This window comes from Paenibacillus sp. J2L1-98, assembly GCF_056269405.1.
The window spans coordinates 92,300-108,899 of sequence record NZ_JBWDNW010000013.1 but is presented as its reverse complement, the minus strand read 5'-3'; the positions used below and the strand labels follow the sequence as shown (position 1 = coordinate 108,899).

At 47.5% G+C, this 16,600-nt stretch carries 13 protein-coding genes; all 13 read left to right on the top strand.

Going from position 1 to position 16,600, the window contains the following annotated elements; translation table 11 throughout:
* Positions 1-72 precede the first annotated feature (72 nt).
* The 13 genes from AC0YNZ_RS21175 to AC0YNZ_RS21115 all read left to right on the top strand — a co-directional run bounded on the left by AC0YNZ_RS21175 (position 73) and on the right by AC0YNZ_RS21115 (position 16,558).
* On the top strand, positions 73-2,607 hold the full coding sequence (locus AC0YNZ_RS21175; RefSeq protein ID WP_475828484.1) for a glycoside hydrolase family 31 protein: 2,535 nt from the start codon (positions 73-75) through the stop codon (positions 2,605-2,607).
* A 231-nt stretch (positions 2,608-2,838) separates the two neighbouring features.
* Positions 2,839-3,036: a hypothetical protein gene (locus AC0YNZ_RS21170; RefSeq protein ID WP_475828483.1), complete on the top strand. Its 198-nt coding sequence runs from the start codon at positions 2,839-2,841 to the stop codon at positions 3,034-3,036.
* 129 nt (positions 3,037-3,165) lie between these two features.
* On the top strand, positions 3,166-3,288 hold the full coding sequence (locus tag AC0YNZ_RS21165; RefSeq protein WP_475828482.1) for a LacI family DNA-binding transcriptional regulator: 123 nt from the start codon (positions 3,166-3,168) through the stop codon (positions 3,286-3,288).
* A gap of 264 nt (positions 3,289-3,552) precedes the next feature.
* Positions 3,553-5,346, top strand: a complete 1,794-nt coding sequence (locus tag AC0YNZ_RS21160; RefSeq protein WP_475828481.1) for a cache domain-containing sensor histidine kinase — start codon at positions 3,553-3,555, stop codon at positions 5,344-5,346.
* A complete protein-coding gene (locus AC0YNZ_RS21155; protein ID WP_475828480.1) occupies positions 5,343-6,527 on the top strand; it encodes a response regulator in 1,185 nt (394 codons plus the stop codon). The genes AC0YNZ_RS21160 and AC0YNZ_RS21155 overlap by 4 nt, the downstream gene beginning before the upstream one ends.
* Positions 6,528-6,568: 41 nt before the next feature.
* Positions 6,569-7,852 (top strand): ABC transporter substrate-binding protein, encoded by a 1,284-nt coding sequence (locus tag AC0YNZ_RS21150; RefSeq protein ID WP_475828479.1) that lies wholly within the window; start codon positions 6,569-6,571, stop codon positions 7,850-7,852.
* Between the two features lie 111 nt (positions 7,853-7,963).
* A complete protein-coding gene (locus tag AC0YNZ_RS21145) occupies positions 7,964-9,427 on the top strand; it encodes a glycoside hydrolase family 68 protein (protein WP_475828478.1) in 1,464 nt (487 codons plus the stop codon).
* 155 nt (positions 9,428-9,582) lie between these two features.
* Entirely contained in the window at positions 9,583-11,070 is a 1,488-nt protein-coding gene (locus tag AC0YNZ_RS21140) for a glycoside hydrolase family 32 protein (protein ID WP_475828523.1), read from the top strand.
* Positions 11,071-11,248: 178 nt separating this feature from the next.
* A complete protein-coding gene (locus AC0YNZ_RS21135; protein WP_475828477.1) occupies positions 11,249-12,613 on the top strand; it encodes an acyclic terpene utilization AtuA family protein in 1,365 nt (454 codons plus the stop codon).
* 3 nt (positions 12,614-12,616) lie between these two features.
* Positions 12,617-12,958, top strand: a complete 342-nt coding sequence (locus AC0YNZ_RS21130; RefSeq protein ID WP_475828476.1) for an AtuA-related protein — start codon at positions 12,617-12,619, stop codon at positions 12,956-12,958.
* Positions 12,959-12,977: 19 nt separating this feature from the next.
* A complete protein-coding gene (locus tag AC0YNZ_RS21125; protein WP_475828475.1) occupies positions 12,978-14,117 on the top strand; it encodes an acyl-CoA dehydrogenase family protein in 1,140 nt (379 codons plus the stop codon).
* Positions 14,118-14,164: 47 nt separating this feature from the next.
* Positions 14,165-15,712: an acyl-CoA carboxylase subunit beta gene (locus tag AC0YNZ_RS21120; protein WP_475828474.1), complete on the top strand. Its 1,548-nt coding sequence runs from the start codon at positions 14,165-14,167 to the stop codon at positions 15,710-15,712.
* Between the two features lie 63 nt (positions 15,713-15,775).
* Positions 15,776-16,558 carry an enoyl-CoA hydratase-related protein gene (locus AC0YNZ_RS21115; protein WP_475828473.1) on the top strand — a complete coding sequence of 261 codons (783 nt, stop codon included), beginning with the start codon at positions 15,776-15,778 and terminating at the stop codon, positions 16,556-16,558.
* Positions 16,559-16,600 lie beyond the last annotated feature (42 nt).

The window sequence follows — 16,600 nt, the reverse complement described above, 5'->3', positions numbered from 1 at the left end:
AGGGTTGGAGATTCTTGTCTCCAACCCTTTTTTTCGAAAAATTAATATCCTTATTCAAGGAGGAAAACTCAGATGAAGCAAGTAAAGAGATGGTCGTCATTATTTTTATCAGCAGCGGTTCTGTTCTCAGGTAGTGCCGTTTCACAGTTTTATCTTGCCGAACCGGTCTCTGCTGAAGTCCAGCAGCCGGCTCCCGATACGTCTCTGGAGAAAAACAAACTGCAGCAGCCAATGACGGTACAAAGCGTCGAGAAGCTGGAGAATGGCGTAAAGCTTAATTTAGGCGGGCAGGTATCCTATATACGGATGCTCACATCCGATATGGCTAAGGTGTCGGTCTTAAACAAAGGCGAGGAAGAGTTTGTTTCTCCTGGGATCGCCAAAAAAGATTGGCCTGCCCCTAAATTCAAAGTGAAGGAAGATGATAAGCGAATCGTCCTTACGACAGACAACTTGACGGTAGACATCAAGAAAAGCCCGTTCGGCATCAAATATTTAGATAAGAATGGGGACGTAATAAATGAAGACGACGTGAAAGGGTCCGGATATGAAACCGGAAAGCCCTACGTGTTCAAGAAAACCGACAAGAGCGAAAACTTTTACGGTTTCGGCGAGCAAACCGGCGGCTTGAACAAACGCGGTTACGATATCGGCATGTGGAATACGGATGCTTACGGCTATACGAAAGATACGAAATATATTTATGCCACCATTCCGTTTTTTATCGGCTTGAAGGGCGAGAAGGCGTACGGTATTTTCTTCGATAATACGTTCCGTTCCCATTTCAACATGGCGAAGGAAAGCGACGATTACTATTACTTCTATGCCGACGGCGGAAAACTGACTTATTATTTCATTAACGGTCCGGAAATCGAAGACATCGTTGACCGGTATACCGAGTTGACCGGCAAGATCAATCTGCCGCCGGAGTGGTCGCTCGGATTCCATCAAAGCAAATGGGGTTATTGGCAGCATGACATCGTGAACATCGCCAAAACATTCCGTGAGAAGGAAATTCCCGCGGATGCGATGTACGCGGACATCGATTATATGGATGAATATCGCGTGTTTACCTGGGGACCGAAATATCCGGATCCGGGCAAGATGAAGGAAGATTTGGACAAACTGAATTTCAAATACGTGACGATTAACGATCCCGGCGTTAAAGTCGAGGACAGCTTCGATACGTACCAGGAAGGCACCAAAAACAATTTCTGGGTGAAAAAAGCCGACGGCAGCACCTATATCGGCAATGTTTGGCCGGGCGACTCCGTTTTCCCGAACTTCCTGAAAAGTGATGTCCGCGATTGGTGGGCGAAAAAGCACAAAGCGCTGTTTGACAAGGGCGTAGCCGGCATTTGGAACGACATGAACGAACCGGCCGTCTTCGGCGGTCCCGGATGGTCGATGCCGCTAGATACGATCTTTGAGGCGGATGACGGCAGCAAAAAAGAGAACAAAGAGATTCATAATATCTTTGCCCATCTGGAGAACGAAGCGACGTACAACGCGTTCAAATTAAACAAGCCGAACGTCCGTCCGTTCGTGCTTACCCGGGCCGCGTATGCGGGAACCCAGCGGTACGCAGCCATCTGGACCGGTGATAATTCCAGCAACTGGGACCATCTACGCATGACGATCCCGATGAACGGAAATCTCGGATTGTCCGGCGCACCGTTTGTCGGCAACGACATCGGCGGCTTTGCGAAACCTACGTCGCAGGACGTGCCGAGTGCGGAACTGTTTGCCCGCTGGATCGAGGTCGGCGCCTTCGTACCGTTCTCCCGCGACCATTACAGCTGGGATAAAGCGCAAGAACCGTGGGCATTCGGCAAGGAAGTCGAGGACATCAGCCGTAAATATATCTCCTTGCGCTATGAACTGCTGCCTTATCTGTACAACCAGTTCAAAAGAGCGCAGGAAAACGGGCAACCTATTCAGCAGCCGCTCGTGTATAAATTCCAGCATGACCCGAAAACCTATAACATCGAAGACCAATACATGTTCGGCGATTCGCTTATGATCGCGCCTGTGGTGCATCAAGGCGCAACGTCACGCAGTGTGTACCTCCCGGCCGGCGAGAAATGGGTGGACTATTGGACCGGCGAGAAGTTTGAAGGCGGCCAGACGATTCCCCGCCAAGCCGATCTCGGTACATTGCCGATCTATGTAAAGCAGGACTCGATCATTCCGCGCCGTGAAGTTCAGCAGTACACCGGCGAGAAAAAACTGACCAATCTGATTCTTGACACTTATCTTAACAACGAGGCTTCTTACAGTTTCTATGAAGATGATGCAAATTCAGAGGATTACACTAGAGGTGAATTCAACGTTACCGACTTCCATGTGGAAAAGAAAGGTAGCCTAATCGAATTCGAGCAGAACAAAAAATCTCAAAACTATGCATCCGACATTCAGTTTTTCACGCTGAAGCTTCATGATGTTGAAGCACCGAAAAAAGTACAAGCTGCTAAGAACAAATACGCGAAAGCCGCAAGCATGGAGGAACTGAACCAACAGGAAAGAGGTTACTTCTTCGATGCTGCAGAAAAAATTCTGTATGTTAAAGTCCCTGTCAATGAGAACCACAAAGTGAAAATTCAATAAGACGACCGCTTCGTCAAGTAAGACATAGAAATGCGGGAAAGACAAGCCTGCCCTTCATTATTTTCGGGGGCTAGGCTTGTCTTTTTAATGCGAAGATAGATCCGAGCGATTAAAAACTAGAACATTTAAAATCGTATCAGATCCATTTCTCGTAACCGTTAAACATAATAAGTTATAAAGTTATTAATACTGTGACGGTAATCGCAATGAAGGACGGAAGAGAGACCGACGTTGGTTTTGTGGGGGATTTTGTCATGTACAAATTTCACGTATGAAACGGATCTCAAGCTGGATAAAGCCGGCGGGGCGGGATCGGTCATTTTTAGAGCCGATTCTACAGGCATCAACGGATACTATTTTAATGTAGACCCCAACTTTAGAACGCTGCATCTGTTCTTATCAAAATATAATAAAATCGTAACCGTTTGATCGGGTTGCCCTTGATCCTGCCTCCGGGTTAGGTCGAGGGCGATTTTTTTATAATTATCATTACAAAATGGTTACACTTTGATATAATGAATTTAGTTAATAAATTTACTAAACTAATGGATATAAAAATTGACGACTATTAAAGATATTGCTGCGCTAGCTAACGTTTCTACAGCCACTCTTTCAAGGGTATCGAATAACGATCAGGCGTTGTCGGTGAACGATGAAATGCGTCAACGGATTTCGGTATAGCGGAGAAAATTCAATATAAACCGTTCGTACATGATCGACCGCAAGCGGCTGCGAAATGATGATGAATATGTTAAGCCGGCGGCTTGAAGGGTGTCTATGTATGTGACAATCGGTACGGAATTGATCGTCCGGAAAAGTTGCGGCAAGCTAGCGGATTGGGGGATATGGTCGGCCAATATGTCTATTTCCTTGCTTCGCACTTAATAATCACCAGTTCGTCGCTAAATTATGACGGCGTTGGGGGACTAAACAAGGAGCATTACTGTGAAAAGCAAAAGCATACAAAGCCGCCTGTTAATCATGCTGCTTGTTTTTATTATTCTTCCGTATATTCTGTCCGTGCTGTTGATTTATCGGCAAACGAAGGAGAATGTGGAACGGCACGAGCTTGAGAACAGCCGCGAGCAAATGCAGCTGGCGTCCGAAGAGCTGGAGCAATACTTCAATGAACTGATAAATCTTCCTTACAGTTTATACCGAAATCCCGATTTGTTCATGGTATTCGAGAGAGGCATTGAGCGCTCCCTTTATTTCAATCAGCGTGAAATTAATAAAGGGATGACCGCCTTTTATCTGATGAAGAGCGAAATTAGGCAGGTGCGGACTTACATCGATGCAGGAAAAGACTCGTTTACGGTTTATAATGCCATGGTCAGTTCCCGTAAGTGGCAGCCGGAATTAATGAAACAGGCTGCCATCCAAAAGCTGATAAACGCTGAAACGAACTTTCTGATCGAACCGCCCCACCCGATTGTAAATTATAACAACACGATGATTATACCCTCATCGGACAAACGGATGGTTTTAACGATCCATTATAAAATTTTGGACGCCTTGTCGAAAAAATTTCTCGGTATCGTCACGATCGATATCGATTTGAGCAAATTTGCCCGCCTGTCAAAGCTTTTTCTTCAGCAGAATAAAGAAGCCTTTCTGCTTTACGATTCTAATGGTCAAGTCATCTACGCAAGCGATGAAGCGATGATCGGCAAAACTGTTCCGGCCGATTTGGTAAACAAAATTCAGCAATCGGCCGAAGGTGAACCCACATCGGACGGCAATATTATCCTTTCAACAACGCTGTCTGAACCGTTAAATGGATGGCGTTTAGTAACAATAACCGAAAGCGATTTTCTATATAAGGACGTTAGGAAGACCGCCTATACGAATATTATCGTCGGAGTAATCGTGGTCGGCTTGGGCTTATTAATGATCGCCGTTATTTCACACAAGATTACTTATCCGATCAAACGGCTTAGCCGAAAAGTTCAACGAATTGAAGGCACGAATATGAATGCCCCGTTTGACGATAACCGGGAAGACGAGATCGGCCATCTCGAAAGACATATCAAGGCTATGATGGAACGGATAAACCGCCACATCGACCGGGAGTACAAGTTGGATATCGAGAACCGGAAAAACCAGCACAGAGCGCTGATGTCCCAGATTAATCCTCATTTTTTGTTTAACGCTCTTCAGTCGATTGGCGCGGTGGCCGCGCTTTACGAATCACCGAGAGTTTACCGGTTGATCACCTCTTTATCCAAAATGATGCGGTACTCGATTCGTACAGATTTGAAGGTAACTGTTCGGAGTGAAGCGGAATATGTAAGAGCTTATTTGAATCTTCAGGAGGAGCGTTTTCAAACCGATTTTACCTACTCCATCGATTTACCCGAATTGATTCTTGATATTTCAGTTCCAAGCATGATTTTGCAGCCGCTTGTTGAAAACTTTTTTAAACACTGTTATGAAGCGGGCTGCGATAACGCTTCCTTGCGTATTTACGGAAAATTGCAATCCGAAAATTTGATTCTTGTTGTGGAGGATAACGGAAAGGGGATGACAAGTTGTGAGCTCCGGGCATTAAACAATAAAATCTATGCGCCGTTCCAAGGGGAAGAGTCGCTTGAGCATATCGGCTTAAAAAATATTAATGACCGCCTCGTTCTGCATTATGGAAAGGCAGCGGGTATAACACTGGATTCGATGAAGGGACAGGGTTTTTCCGTACAGCTGGTAATCCCCATCCATCACGAGGAGGAAGAACATTTATGAAAGCTCTAATTGTGGACGATGAATGCAATGTGAGGAAACTTATTCGTTTCATGGGAAAATGGGAGAAGCATGGGATCAGCCGCATAATGGAGGCTAAAAACGGAGAAGAGGCAATACCGCTCATCGAACGGGAGAAGCCTGAAATCATTATGGTTGACGTAAATATGCCAAAAAAGAATGGGATCGAATTGATTGAGTGGCTGGATGCCAATAGCTATCCGGGAAAAGTGATTTTCATTACAGGTTTTGATGACTATTCTTTCATGCGCAAAGCGATACAACACGGCAGCTTCGATTATTTGCTGAAGCCGATTGAGGATGAAACGTTGAATGAAACCTTGGCGGGAGCGGTAAATGCCTGGAATAAAGAGGCGGAAGAACGTCGCAACAGTGAGCCGGGTATCAGTGAAGAGATCGAACTGTTCCGCTTAAACCGGGAGATGACCACCGCGTTTAACGGAGAACAATATGATTGCGGCAAAATTGCCTTATCGCTTCCTAAAGCTGATGCGTACGATCTTACCTTGGTTTATTTATATCAAACCCATCACCCGGGTTCCTTTTTTCAGCTTTTGAAGGAAGAGATCGTTACCCGGGAGCTCGGAAATGTTTATTCCCTGCAGAACGATTCCAATCTCTGTGTGATCCTTTCGGTTCACGGTAATTTCCTTTCGGTTGAGGAATTGATTTCACAGAATTCCGAAATTCCTGTCCGTCTGGTAAGCGGTTTTTCGCTGCAATCGCTTGAAGAGCTTCCGGAATCTTTTCAATTTGCGCAAAAGGCAATGGCCGAACAAAACTTCAGAACCATCCACCGCTTGACGAATTTGGACGATAACAGGCGCATGCATGATATTGTGACCTATATAAACGAGCATTACATGCAAGATTTGAGCTTGGACAAGCTGTCGGTCCGGTTCTTCTTAAGCCGTGAACATATCTCGCGGCGATTCAAGCAAGAGCAAGGGATGACCCTGTCCAACTATGTCGCTCAATTACGAATCGATCATGCGAAACGCTGCTTATACGAAACGGATGAGAAAATATATTCGATCGCACTGGCGCTCGGGTATCAGGACGAAAATTACTTTTCGAAGCTGTTCAAAAAGAACGTTGGCATGACGCCTATTGAATATCGGAATGCTGAGAAAAAAAGGAGAGTGAAAGACGAGGCGGGATAATGATTTAATAGGCTGCTATGTTAAAAATTAAAGGGGGATCTATGATAATCAAGGCTGTACAAATTGGTTTTGTCGGGTTGCTTACCTTGTCGCTTGCTGCATGCGGAGCAAATAACCAACCGATGAAGAGATCGGACCGTGATGCTGCGATTGAGAAAATCAGCCTGGAGATTCTTAATCCCAAAGTGGAAATTTCAAAAGAGTTCGAACAGATGATAAGAGAATATGAAAAGGAAAATCCGAATGTCAGCGTGAATATTTTAACCTTTGGCGGAGGGGCAAACTACCTTGCCGAAATGAAAGCGAGATTTGCGGCAAACAATGGTCCGGATATTTTTCCGAACGGCGGTTACGAGGATGCAATCATGTGGAAAAGGTACCTGGAGGATTTGTCCGATCAGCCATGGGTGAAATATGCATACGATGATGCGCTTGAGCCGATGAAGATGGATGGCAAAATATACGGAATGCCGTTCAATTATGAAGGCTATGGCTTTATTTACAATAAGGATTTATTCGCAAAGGCCGGGATCGATACCGTGCCCAAAACGTTTACCGAATTAAAGGCAGCGGCGGAAAAGCTGGATGAAAGCGGAATTACCCCTTTTGTAAACGGATATTCAGATACCTGGTTTTTCGTTCTTCTGCTCAATATTGCTTTCGCTCGACAGGACAATCCGGACGCTTTTATTCAAGGGCTGTACGAAGGGACGCAAACGATCGAACATAACAAAAAGTTCGAGAACCTTACCCGGATACTGGATTTGACCGTTCAATACGGCAATAAAAATTATTTGACGACCGACTATAACACGGAAATCGAATTGTTCGCAACAGGTAAAGCAGCGATTCTGAAACAAGGAAATTGGGTGCAGTTCAAGATTGATCAAATAACGCCAAATATGAACATCGGTTTTTTACCTATGCCGATTAATGATGACGCCCGAAATGATGCCCTGCCGGTAGGCATATCCAATAACTGGGTTGTTAATAAACAATCTTCGCCGGAGAAAAAGCAAGAAGCAAAGAAATTATTAAACTGGATGGTTTCTTCAGAGCAGGGTAAAAGGTTCATGAAGGAAAAATTCAAATTTATATCGGCGTTTAAAAATATCGGGACGGAACGTTCGAAGCCGCTCGTAAACGATCTTATGCGTTATATCGATGAGGAAAAAACGCTATCTTGGAATTGGTTTAAATTTCCCCAGAGGGCAAGAGAAGAGTTTGGCTTACTGATGCAAGCTTATGTAGGTAAACAACTGAACCGCGAACAATTGCTTCATGAACTGCAAAAAACTTGGGAAAAAAACGCAATAAGTGAATGATATCAATTTATTCCTTGAAAGCTATCAATCTACACCATGTCCATAACAGTTGCTGTTCTTTAAAATAAAAAACAGGAAACAGCAACATATAATCGAGAGGGAGAGATTGTTATGGACTTCAAAAAGTTTGTTAAACAAACAACAGCAGTAACGTTAGCCTCGCTGTTACTGGCAGTTGGCGGAGCACAGGCATTCGCGGCCGAGAAAGACAGCAAAGATTTCAACGAGAGCTACGGTTTTTCCCACATTACCCGTTCCGACATACTAAAGCTGCCGGAGCAGCAAAAGAATGAACAATTCAAAGTACCACAATTCGACGCTTCAAAAATTCGCAACATTCCTGCGGCCGTCAAGTACGACGAGTTTGGCAATAAAATCGAGATGGACGTTTGGGATAGCTGGCCGCTGCAAAATGCGGATGGAACCGCGGCAAACTATAAGGGCTACCAAATCGTGTTTGCTTTGGCGGGAGACCCTAAACGAGGATCGGACACATTTATTTACCTGTTCTATAAGAAAGTAGGAGACAATTCCCTCGACAGCTGGAAAAATGCGGGCAGAGTATTCAAGGACAGCGACAAATTCGTTCCAAATGATTCGATTCTTAACAATCAAGCCGAAGAGTGGTCCGGCTCCGCAACTATGACATCCGACGGCAAAATTCGCTTGTTCTATACGAACCGCCATCCATGGGATCCGTCTCGCGGTTTTTACGGCAAGCAAACCTTGACAACGGCTCAAATCAATGTGTCCAATCCGGATGCATCCACGCTGAAAATCGGTGGCGTAGAAGATTTCAAATCGATCTATGACGGCAAAGACGGCAAGACGTATCAAAACGTTGACATTACCGGTTTCAGCAAGGGAGATTTCAGCGACAACCACACCTTGAGAGATCCTCACTATGTCGAGGAGAACGGCCGCAAATACCTCGTTTTTGAAGCCAATACGGGTTTGGAAACGGGTTACCAAGGTGAACAATCCTTATTTAATAGAGCTTACTATGGTGGAAACAAAGCTTTCTTCCAAACGGAGAAAAACAAAAACCTGCTAAGCCCTCACAAAAAAGATATGGAAATCGCGAACGGCGCGCTCGGTATCATTGAATTGAACGACGATTATACGTTCAAGAAAGAATTGAAGCCGCTGATCGCATCCAATACCATCACGGACGAAATTGAACGTGCCAACGTATTTGAAATGAACGGTAAATGGTATTTGTTTACAAGTACAAGAGGAAATAAAATTTTCGTTGATGGAATCACCAAGAGAGATATCTACATGTTAGGTTATGTGGCGGATTCTTTAACCGGACCATACAAGCCATTGAACGATACAGGACTGGTATTGCATCAAGATCTTGATCCATATGATATTACTTGGAGTTACTGCCACTTTGCGATTCCGCAAGGGAAAGGGAATACTGTTGTCATTACAAACTACATGACGAACAGAGGTTACTTTGAGGACAATCATTCCACTTTCGGACCTAGCTTCTTGATGACCATTAAAGGTTCCAAGACTTCGGTTGTGAAAAACAGCATCCTGGAACAAGGGCAGTTAACGATTGACTAATAGCAAGCATACCGGAATACAAAAAGAGAGAATGCCAATTTTTAATCGGCATTCTCTCTTTTTTAAAATAGGTGGTCGACATGAAGAAAAATAACAAAGCGATTAAACGAATCATAGCAATCATCCTTTGCTTAATCTGTTTGATGATGATAAAGATGGTGCTGTCTTATGACTCGGGAAAGGACAAGAGCATGGATACAACCGTTGTTCATAAGCCAAACTATCGTGCCGTCTACCACTTCACTGTCCCCGACAAATGGAAGAATGACCCGCAGAGACCGATATATTTGGATGGAAAATATCATTACTATTATCTCTATAATCGTGATTATCCAAATGGAAACGGTACGGAATGGCGGCATGCTTCATCAACGGATTTGGTGCATTGGCAGGATGAAGGGGTGGCCATTCCTAAATATACAAACCCAAATGGTGATCCATGGTCGGGGTCCGTCGTTGTCGACGATAAGAATACGGCAGGCTTTGGAAAAGGGGCTCTTGTGGCGATTGTAACACAGCCCTCTGCAGACGGCGGGAAGCAGGAACAATATTTATGGTACAGTACGGACAAAGGAAAAACGTTTAAGTCTTATCGTGACGATCCTATTATGCCGAATCCGGGCACAGCAAATTTTAGAGATCCGAAAGTGATTTGGGATCGCCAAGCTCATAAATGGGTGATGGTCATGGCGGAAGGAACGAAAATAGGTTTTTACGAGTCTCACAATTTAAAAGATTGGCACTATACTAGCAGCTTCTTTACGGAAAATATCGGAATTGCGGAGTGCCCCGATCTTTATTTGATGCGGGCGAATGACGGCACATTTAAGTGGGTTCTTGGTGCCAGCGCAAATGGTAAATCGGTAGGTAAACCAAACACATACGCCTACTGGACTGGAAGCTTTAATGGTATGGAATTTTTCCCGGATCACAATGAACCTCAGTGGTTAGATTATGGCTTTGATTGGTATGGTGCTGTAACGTTTGAAGAGGGGAAAGACAGCGATAAATACAATCTTCGTTATGCTTTGGCCTGGATGAATAATTGGGATTACCCCCATAATACGCCAACGCTGAAAGAAGGTTTTAACGGAACGGATTCCATTGTTCGTCAAATTAAATTAAAACAAGTAGAGGATCGTACGTATCGGTTGGTATCACAACCAATTGAAGCATTAAATCAATTGACAAGTTCAACGGATTCCTTTGAACAAATAAAAGTGAATGGATTTACAACGCTTCCTGTAATAGGCGATACGTACCAGCTTGACACCGATATATCTTGGTCGGAGATCAAGAATGTTGGATTAAGGCTTCGAGAATCAACCAATAAAACCCGCCATGTGGATATTGGAGTTTTTGCAGAAGGCCAATTCTCTTATGTCAATAGAGCTTTTACAGGGCAGCCCGATACTAGTAACAGATATCTGGAAAGCAGAGCGCCATTTGATGTGAAAAAGAACAATGTTCACTTAAAGATCCTTATTGATAAAACAAGTATTGAGGTTTTTATAGATGATGGTACAGTCGTTTTTTCCAATGAAATTTTCCCGGGAATAAACGATAAAGCCATTACCCTTTTTTCTGAAGGCGGCACCGCGATCTTTAAAAATGTTGTAATCAAGCACTTCAACAAAGACTAGACTAGCGGTAGTTATGAGCAGCGGACAACTTGTTGAAAATTTAAGACTCAAGCCGAAACGGCTTGCGTTTTTTTGTGTTTTTTGCAGAAAGAGAAAGTCGAATAGGGTGCTCAGCTGCGCCATACAATGGTTATAAGGAACTAGGCGCCGGATGATGGGATTTCGAAGGGAGGACGACATGAGAAAAATCCGGATTGGGGCAGGACAAGGATTTTACGGGGATTCCCTTTTGCCCGCCATCGAGACGGCGAAGAATGGGAATGTCCAATATTTATGCTTCGATAGTCTGGCTGAATTAACGCTGGCCATCCTGCAGAAGGACCGGCAGAGAGACCCTGCCAAGGGATATGCCAAAGATATTTCCGTTACGATGAAGGAGCTGCTCCCTCTTGTCAAAGAGAAGGGCATTAAAATTCTGACCAATGCAGGGGGAATGAATCCGCTGGGAGCCCAGCAGGAGGTACTGCGTATTGCGGGCGGGCTTGGCATGGAAGGGCTTAAAGTGGCGGTGGTTACTGGCGATGACGTCTTAGATCAGTTGGAGGAATGGAAGCAGCAGGGGCTGCCGCTTGCCCACATGGAGGATGGAAGAGATGCAGCGTCCATCAGCAGCCGCATCGTATTTGCCAACGCCTACTTGGGAGCGGGTCACGTCGTGGAAGCGCTTCGGCAAGGAGCTGACGTGATCGTAACCGGACGAACGACCGATTCCGCTCTATTTCTTGCTCCGCTCATCTATGAATTTGGCTGGGGAGAGGAGGATTGGAACCGCTTGGCTCAAGGCCTGTTGATGGGCCATCTCATGGAGTGCTCCGGGCAGGCGTCGGGCGGCAATTTCAGCGGGGACTGGCAAGCTGTTGAACATTTAGACCGTATCGGCTTTCCGGTAGCGGAAGTCCAGGAGGACGGACAATTTATTCTGACGAAGACGGAAGGAACGGGCGGGCTGGTTTCGGTAGATACCGTAAAGGAGCAGCTGCTGTATGAGATTCATGACCCTGCGGCTTATATTACGCCTGATGTTGTACTGGATCTTACGGAAGTTCAATTGCAGCATGCCGGCGAGAATCGGGTTCGGGTAACTGGAGCTCTCGGAAAAGAACGCCCCGATACGCTTAAGGTTGTCATGGGCTATACGGACGGATGGCTCGGGCAAGCGATATGGGGATATTCCTGGCCGGACGCATTAGAGAAGGCAAGGGCAGCAGACCGGATTATCCGCAGCCAGATGCAGCGGATGGGCTTGCAATATGAAGAAGTCCATACGGATTATCTCGGCTATAATTCCCTGCATGGGCCGCTCGCGAAGGAGCCATCCGAGGAGCTGAACGAAGTGTATTTGCGAATGGCTGTGCGCGCCGGAAGCAGGGAAGAAGCAGCCAAGCTGAGCAGACTCGTTCCTCCGCTTATGCTCAGCGGCCCGCCTTCTATGGGCGGATTTCTTGGTATGCTGAAGCCGCGCGAGCTGCTTGGGATGTGGTCTTGTCTCGTTCCCCGGGCCATCGTTGAAAGCAGAGTTCAGGTGAGCGTATTGGAGGTGTAAGCGATGGCACGGGTACAGCTTCGGCATATTGTGCAGGCACGTTCCGGCGATAAAGGAAACACCGTTAATATCGCGGTTTTTGCTCCAAACGCATCCCTTTATGAAGTGCTGGTCAGAGAAGTAACCGCTGAACGGGTAAAGGCGCATTTTGACGGACTGGTGGTTGGAGAAGTGCACCGTTATTTAGTGCCGAAGCTGCTGGCGATGAATTTGGTTTGCAGGGGAGCCTTAAGCGGGGGCGGCTCGGCGACCATGCGAATGGATAATCTCGGTAAATGTTACGCCGCCAGCTTCATGCGGATGGAAATCGAAGTCGAGGACAGCGTAAATCTCTCCCAGTCATAATTAGAGAGGTTGTGAGCTTATGCATTTTGAATTAACGGCAGAGCAGTCGATGATCAAAGATTTGATCCATGATTTTGCGCAATCGGAGGTTGCTCCGGGGGCGGTCGAAAGAGACCGCACAGGTGCTTTTCCAGCCGAAATATTCGGGAAATTAGCAAAGCTCGGACTCATGGGTCTTCCATTTCCTGAGCAATACGGGGGCGGAGGAGCGGATACGATAAGCTTTGCCATCGTCGTGGAGGAGTTAAGCCGGGTCTGCGCATCCACGGGAATTACCTACTCCGCGCATATTTCTTTAGGGGGAGCGCCGCTTGATCGTTTTGGAACGGAGGAGCAAAAGGTTAACTTTTTGACTCCCTTGTGTCTGGGAGAGTATTTGGGCGCTTTCGGGCTGACCGAGCCGGATGCCGGATCCGATGCGGGCGGAACAAGGACGGCTGCTGTCAAAGACGGGGACCAATGGTTGATCAGCGGAACCAAATGTTTTATTACCAATGCCAGCTATGCCCATAATCTCGTCCTGACCGCCGTAACGGACCGGTCCAAAGGAACGAATGGCATAAGCGCTTTTATCGTGCCGACGGATGCGCCTGGTTTTACCGTGCTGAGTCCGTACGAGAAGATGGGACTGCACGCTTCGAATACGACCGAGCTTGTACTAGACCGGGTGGCTGTACCGAAAGAATACCTGCTGGGCATAGAAGGAAACGGCTATAAACAGTTTCTGGCTGTGCTGGACGGCGGAAGAATAGGGATCGGCGCCATGGCAGTCGGAATTGCGCAGGGCGCATACGAGAAATCTCTCCAATATGCGAAGCAGAGAAAACAATTCGGGAGTTCTTTATCTGCCTTCCAGGCGATCCGGTTCAAACTGGCGGATATGGCTATGAATATCGAGGTAGCCCGCAATATGGTCTATAAGGCAGCTTGGCTTAAAGATCAGGGAAGAGGCTTTAAGAAGGAGGCCGCGATGGCCAAGTTGTTTGCTTCCGAGATGTGCATGCGGGTTTGCGATCAGGCGGTTCAGATCCACGGCGGCTATGGCTATATGCGAGAGTATGAGGTGGAACGTTTCATGCGCGATGCCAAGCTTTTGGAAATAGGGGAGGGAACCTCGGAGATCCAGCGGATGGTGATCGCGGGTCAAATCGGATGTTAACGGAAGCTGATCAACTGCCGCCCGGTATTGGAAGGGAGGACTGAAGCATGTCCCATGCATTCGAATCGGGAAAGGATAGTTTGCAGGAGCGGATCGAGGGGATCAAACAGGGAGGCGCCTCCCGCTATCATGAGAAAAATGCGGAACAAGGAAAGCTGTTCGTCCGCGACCGGCTGAAGCTGCTGCTAGATGCGGAATTCGAGTTCGAGGATGCCCTCTTCGCCAACTGCAGCCAGAAGGACCTGCCGGCCGACGGGGTCGTAACGGTGATCGGCAAAATACATGGCCAGACCGTTTGCGTCATTGCCAACGATTCGACCGTCAAGGCCGGTTCTTGGGGGGCCAGGACGGTTGAGAAAATCATCCGCATGCAGGAAACCGCAGATAAAATGCGGGTGCCGCTGCTTTATCTCGTCGATTCGGCGGGAGCGCGGATTACCGACCAGGTGGAGATGTACCCGGGGCGGCGCGGCGCGGGGAAAATCTTTTACAATCAGGTGAAGCTGTCGGGAAAAATCCCGCAGGTTTGTATTTTATTCGGTCCGTCCGCAGCGGGCGGCGCCTATATACCTGCGTTTTGCGACATTGTCATTATGGTCGAGGGAAATGCATCCATGTATCTCGGCTCCCCGCGGATCGTGGAAATCGTGACAGGGGAGAAAGCGACCTTGGAGCAGCTGGGCGGCGCCAAAATGCACTGCTCGGTATCCGGCTGCGGCGATGTCCTCGCTACCAGTGAAGAAGAAGCGCTTGCGCTTGCGAGAGATTATCTTAGCTTTTTTCCCGCCAATTGTGCGGAAAAGCCTGCAGTACGCGACGCTAAGCCGGCTGTCAGTTTCGAGAAATCGCTGGAAGATATCATTCCTGAAAACCAATATACGGCGTTTGATATGTATGATCTCATAGAACGGATCATCGACGAGGATTCGTTTTTTGAAATAAAGAAGCTGTTCGCCAAAGAGCTGATTACGGGACTCGGACGATTTGCCGGGAGGCCGGTCGGCATCATTGCCAATCAGCCGCGGGTGAAGGGCGGGATCTTATTCCACGACTCTGCCGACAAAGCGGCTAAATTCATTTGCTTATGCGACGCCTTCCACATTCCGCTGCTTTTTCTGGCTGATGTCCCCGGCTTTATGGTCGGCACAAGAGTAGAACAGGCGGGCATTATCCGGCACGGCGCGAAAATGATAACCGCCGTATCGGAAGCGACGGTTCCCAAAATATCCGTGATCGTCCGCAAAGCTTACGGAGCCGGCTTATATGCCATGGCGGGGCCGGCGTTCGAGCCCGACTGCTGCCTCGCACTGCCTACCGCCCAAATTGCCGTGATGGGAGCGGAAGCGGCGGTAAACGCTGTGTATGCGAATAAAATAGCCGAGCTGCCGGAAGCGGAGAGAGCCGGGTTCATAGCAAGCAAGCGTGAAGAATATAATAGAGATATAGACATTTACAGCCTGGCTTCCGAGATGGTTATCGACGGAATCATCCCCGCGGACTCCTTGCGCAGCGAGTTAATCAGACGGTTTGAAGCCTATTCCCTTAATAGCGCTGCTGCGGCTGCAGAGCGGAAGCATCCCGTTTATCCGGTTTAATCCGGCAGGCTCCGGGGGCCTATGAGAGTCTAAACGCTATATTTTCTCGCGGAGGTGGGGAGCTTGATCAGACCGGTGCTCTGGGAGCAGCATGGACATATCGGATATATCCGGCTCAATCGCCCGGAGCATTTGAATGCCTTAAATTACGACATGCTGGTTGCTCTCGGCGAAATCGTGGCAGCGATCGGGCAAAGCCCGCGCGATATCCGCGCAGTGATCATTGGAGGCGAAGGCCGGGCCTTCTGCGCGGGTGCGGATTTAAAGGAGCGCAGAACGCTGGACGAACAACAGGTCCGGCGTAACGTAAAGAAGATCAGAGAGGTGTTCTCCGCGCTTGAGAGGCTGCCGCAGCCTACGATAGCAGCGATAAACGGTTATGCATTCGGAGGAGGTATGGAGCTTGCGTTATGTTGCGACTTCCGTTATTCGCTCCGTGAGGCTCAGATGGGGCTTACGGAGGTCAGTCTTGGTATCATCCCTGGCGCGGGAGGCACGCAGCGATTACCGCGTCTCATTGGAGCGTCCAAGGCGAAGGAGCTTATACTGACTGCCCGGAAATTGACTGCGGAACAGGCGTATAAGCTAGGGTTGTTAAACGGCGTTGCAGACGATCATGAGCAGCTTAAGGAAAGGAGCGGGAAGCTAGCCGCTGAAATACTCGCTCAAGCTCCGCTTGCCGTCTATCAAGCAAAGGCTGCGATTGACCGGGGCTTTGACACCGATCTGCAATCGGGAATGGATTTGGAATTCGCAGCCTATGAAGCAACCCTGACAACCAAAGACCGGTTGGAGGCGCTGGAAGCTTTTCGGGAGAAGCGGACTCCTTATTTTAGAGGGGAATAGTCGGGTGGCGGAATGGTGTGTGCGGGATATGGGGGAGCATTG

What these genes read in the sequence shown, in the direction of transcription:
- AC0YNZ_RS21175 (WP_475828484.1), top strand. Translation starts at nt 73, where the DNA reads ATGAAGCAAGTAAAGAGATGGTCGTCATTATTTTTATCAGCAGCGGTT.
- AC0YNZ_RS21155 (WP_475828480.1), top strand. Translation starts at nt 5,343, where the DNA reads ATGAAAGCTCTAATTGTGGACGATGAATGCAATGTGAGGAAACTTATT.
- AC0YNZ_RS21150 (WP_475828479.1), top strand. Translation starts at nt 6,569, where the DNA reads ATGATAATCAAGGCTGTACAAATTGGTTTTGTCGGGTTGCTTACCTTG.
- AC0YNZ_RS21145 (WP_475828478.1), top strand. Translation starts at nt 7,964, where the DNA reads ATGGACTTCAAAAAGTTTGTTAAACAAACAACAGCAGTAACGTTAGCC.
- AC0YNZ_RS21140 (WP_475828523.1), top strand. Translation starts at nt 9,583, where the DNA reads ATGGTGCTGTCTTATGACTCGGGAAAGGACAAGAGCATGGATACAACC.
- AC0YNZ_RS21135 (WP_475828477.1), top strand. Translation starts at nt 11,249, where the DNA reads ATGAGAAAAATCCGGATTGGGGCAGGACAAGGATTTTACGGGGATTCC.
- AC0YNZ_RS21130 (WP_475828476.1), top strand. Translation starts at nt 12,617, where the DNA reads ATGGCACGGGTACAGCTTCGGCATATTGTGCAGGCACGTTCCGGCGAT.
- AC0YNZ_RS21125 (WP_475828475.1), top strand. Translation starts at nt 12,978, where the DNA reads ATGCATTTTGAATTAACGGCAGAGCAGTCGATGATCAAAGATTTGATC.
- AC0YNZ_RS21120 (WP_475828474.1), top strand. Translation starts at nt 14,165, where the DNA reads ATGTCCCATGCATTCGAATCGGGAAAGGATAGTTTGCAGGAGCGGATC.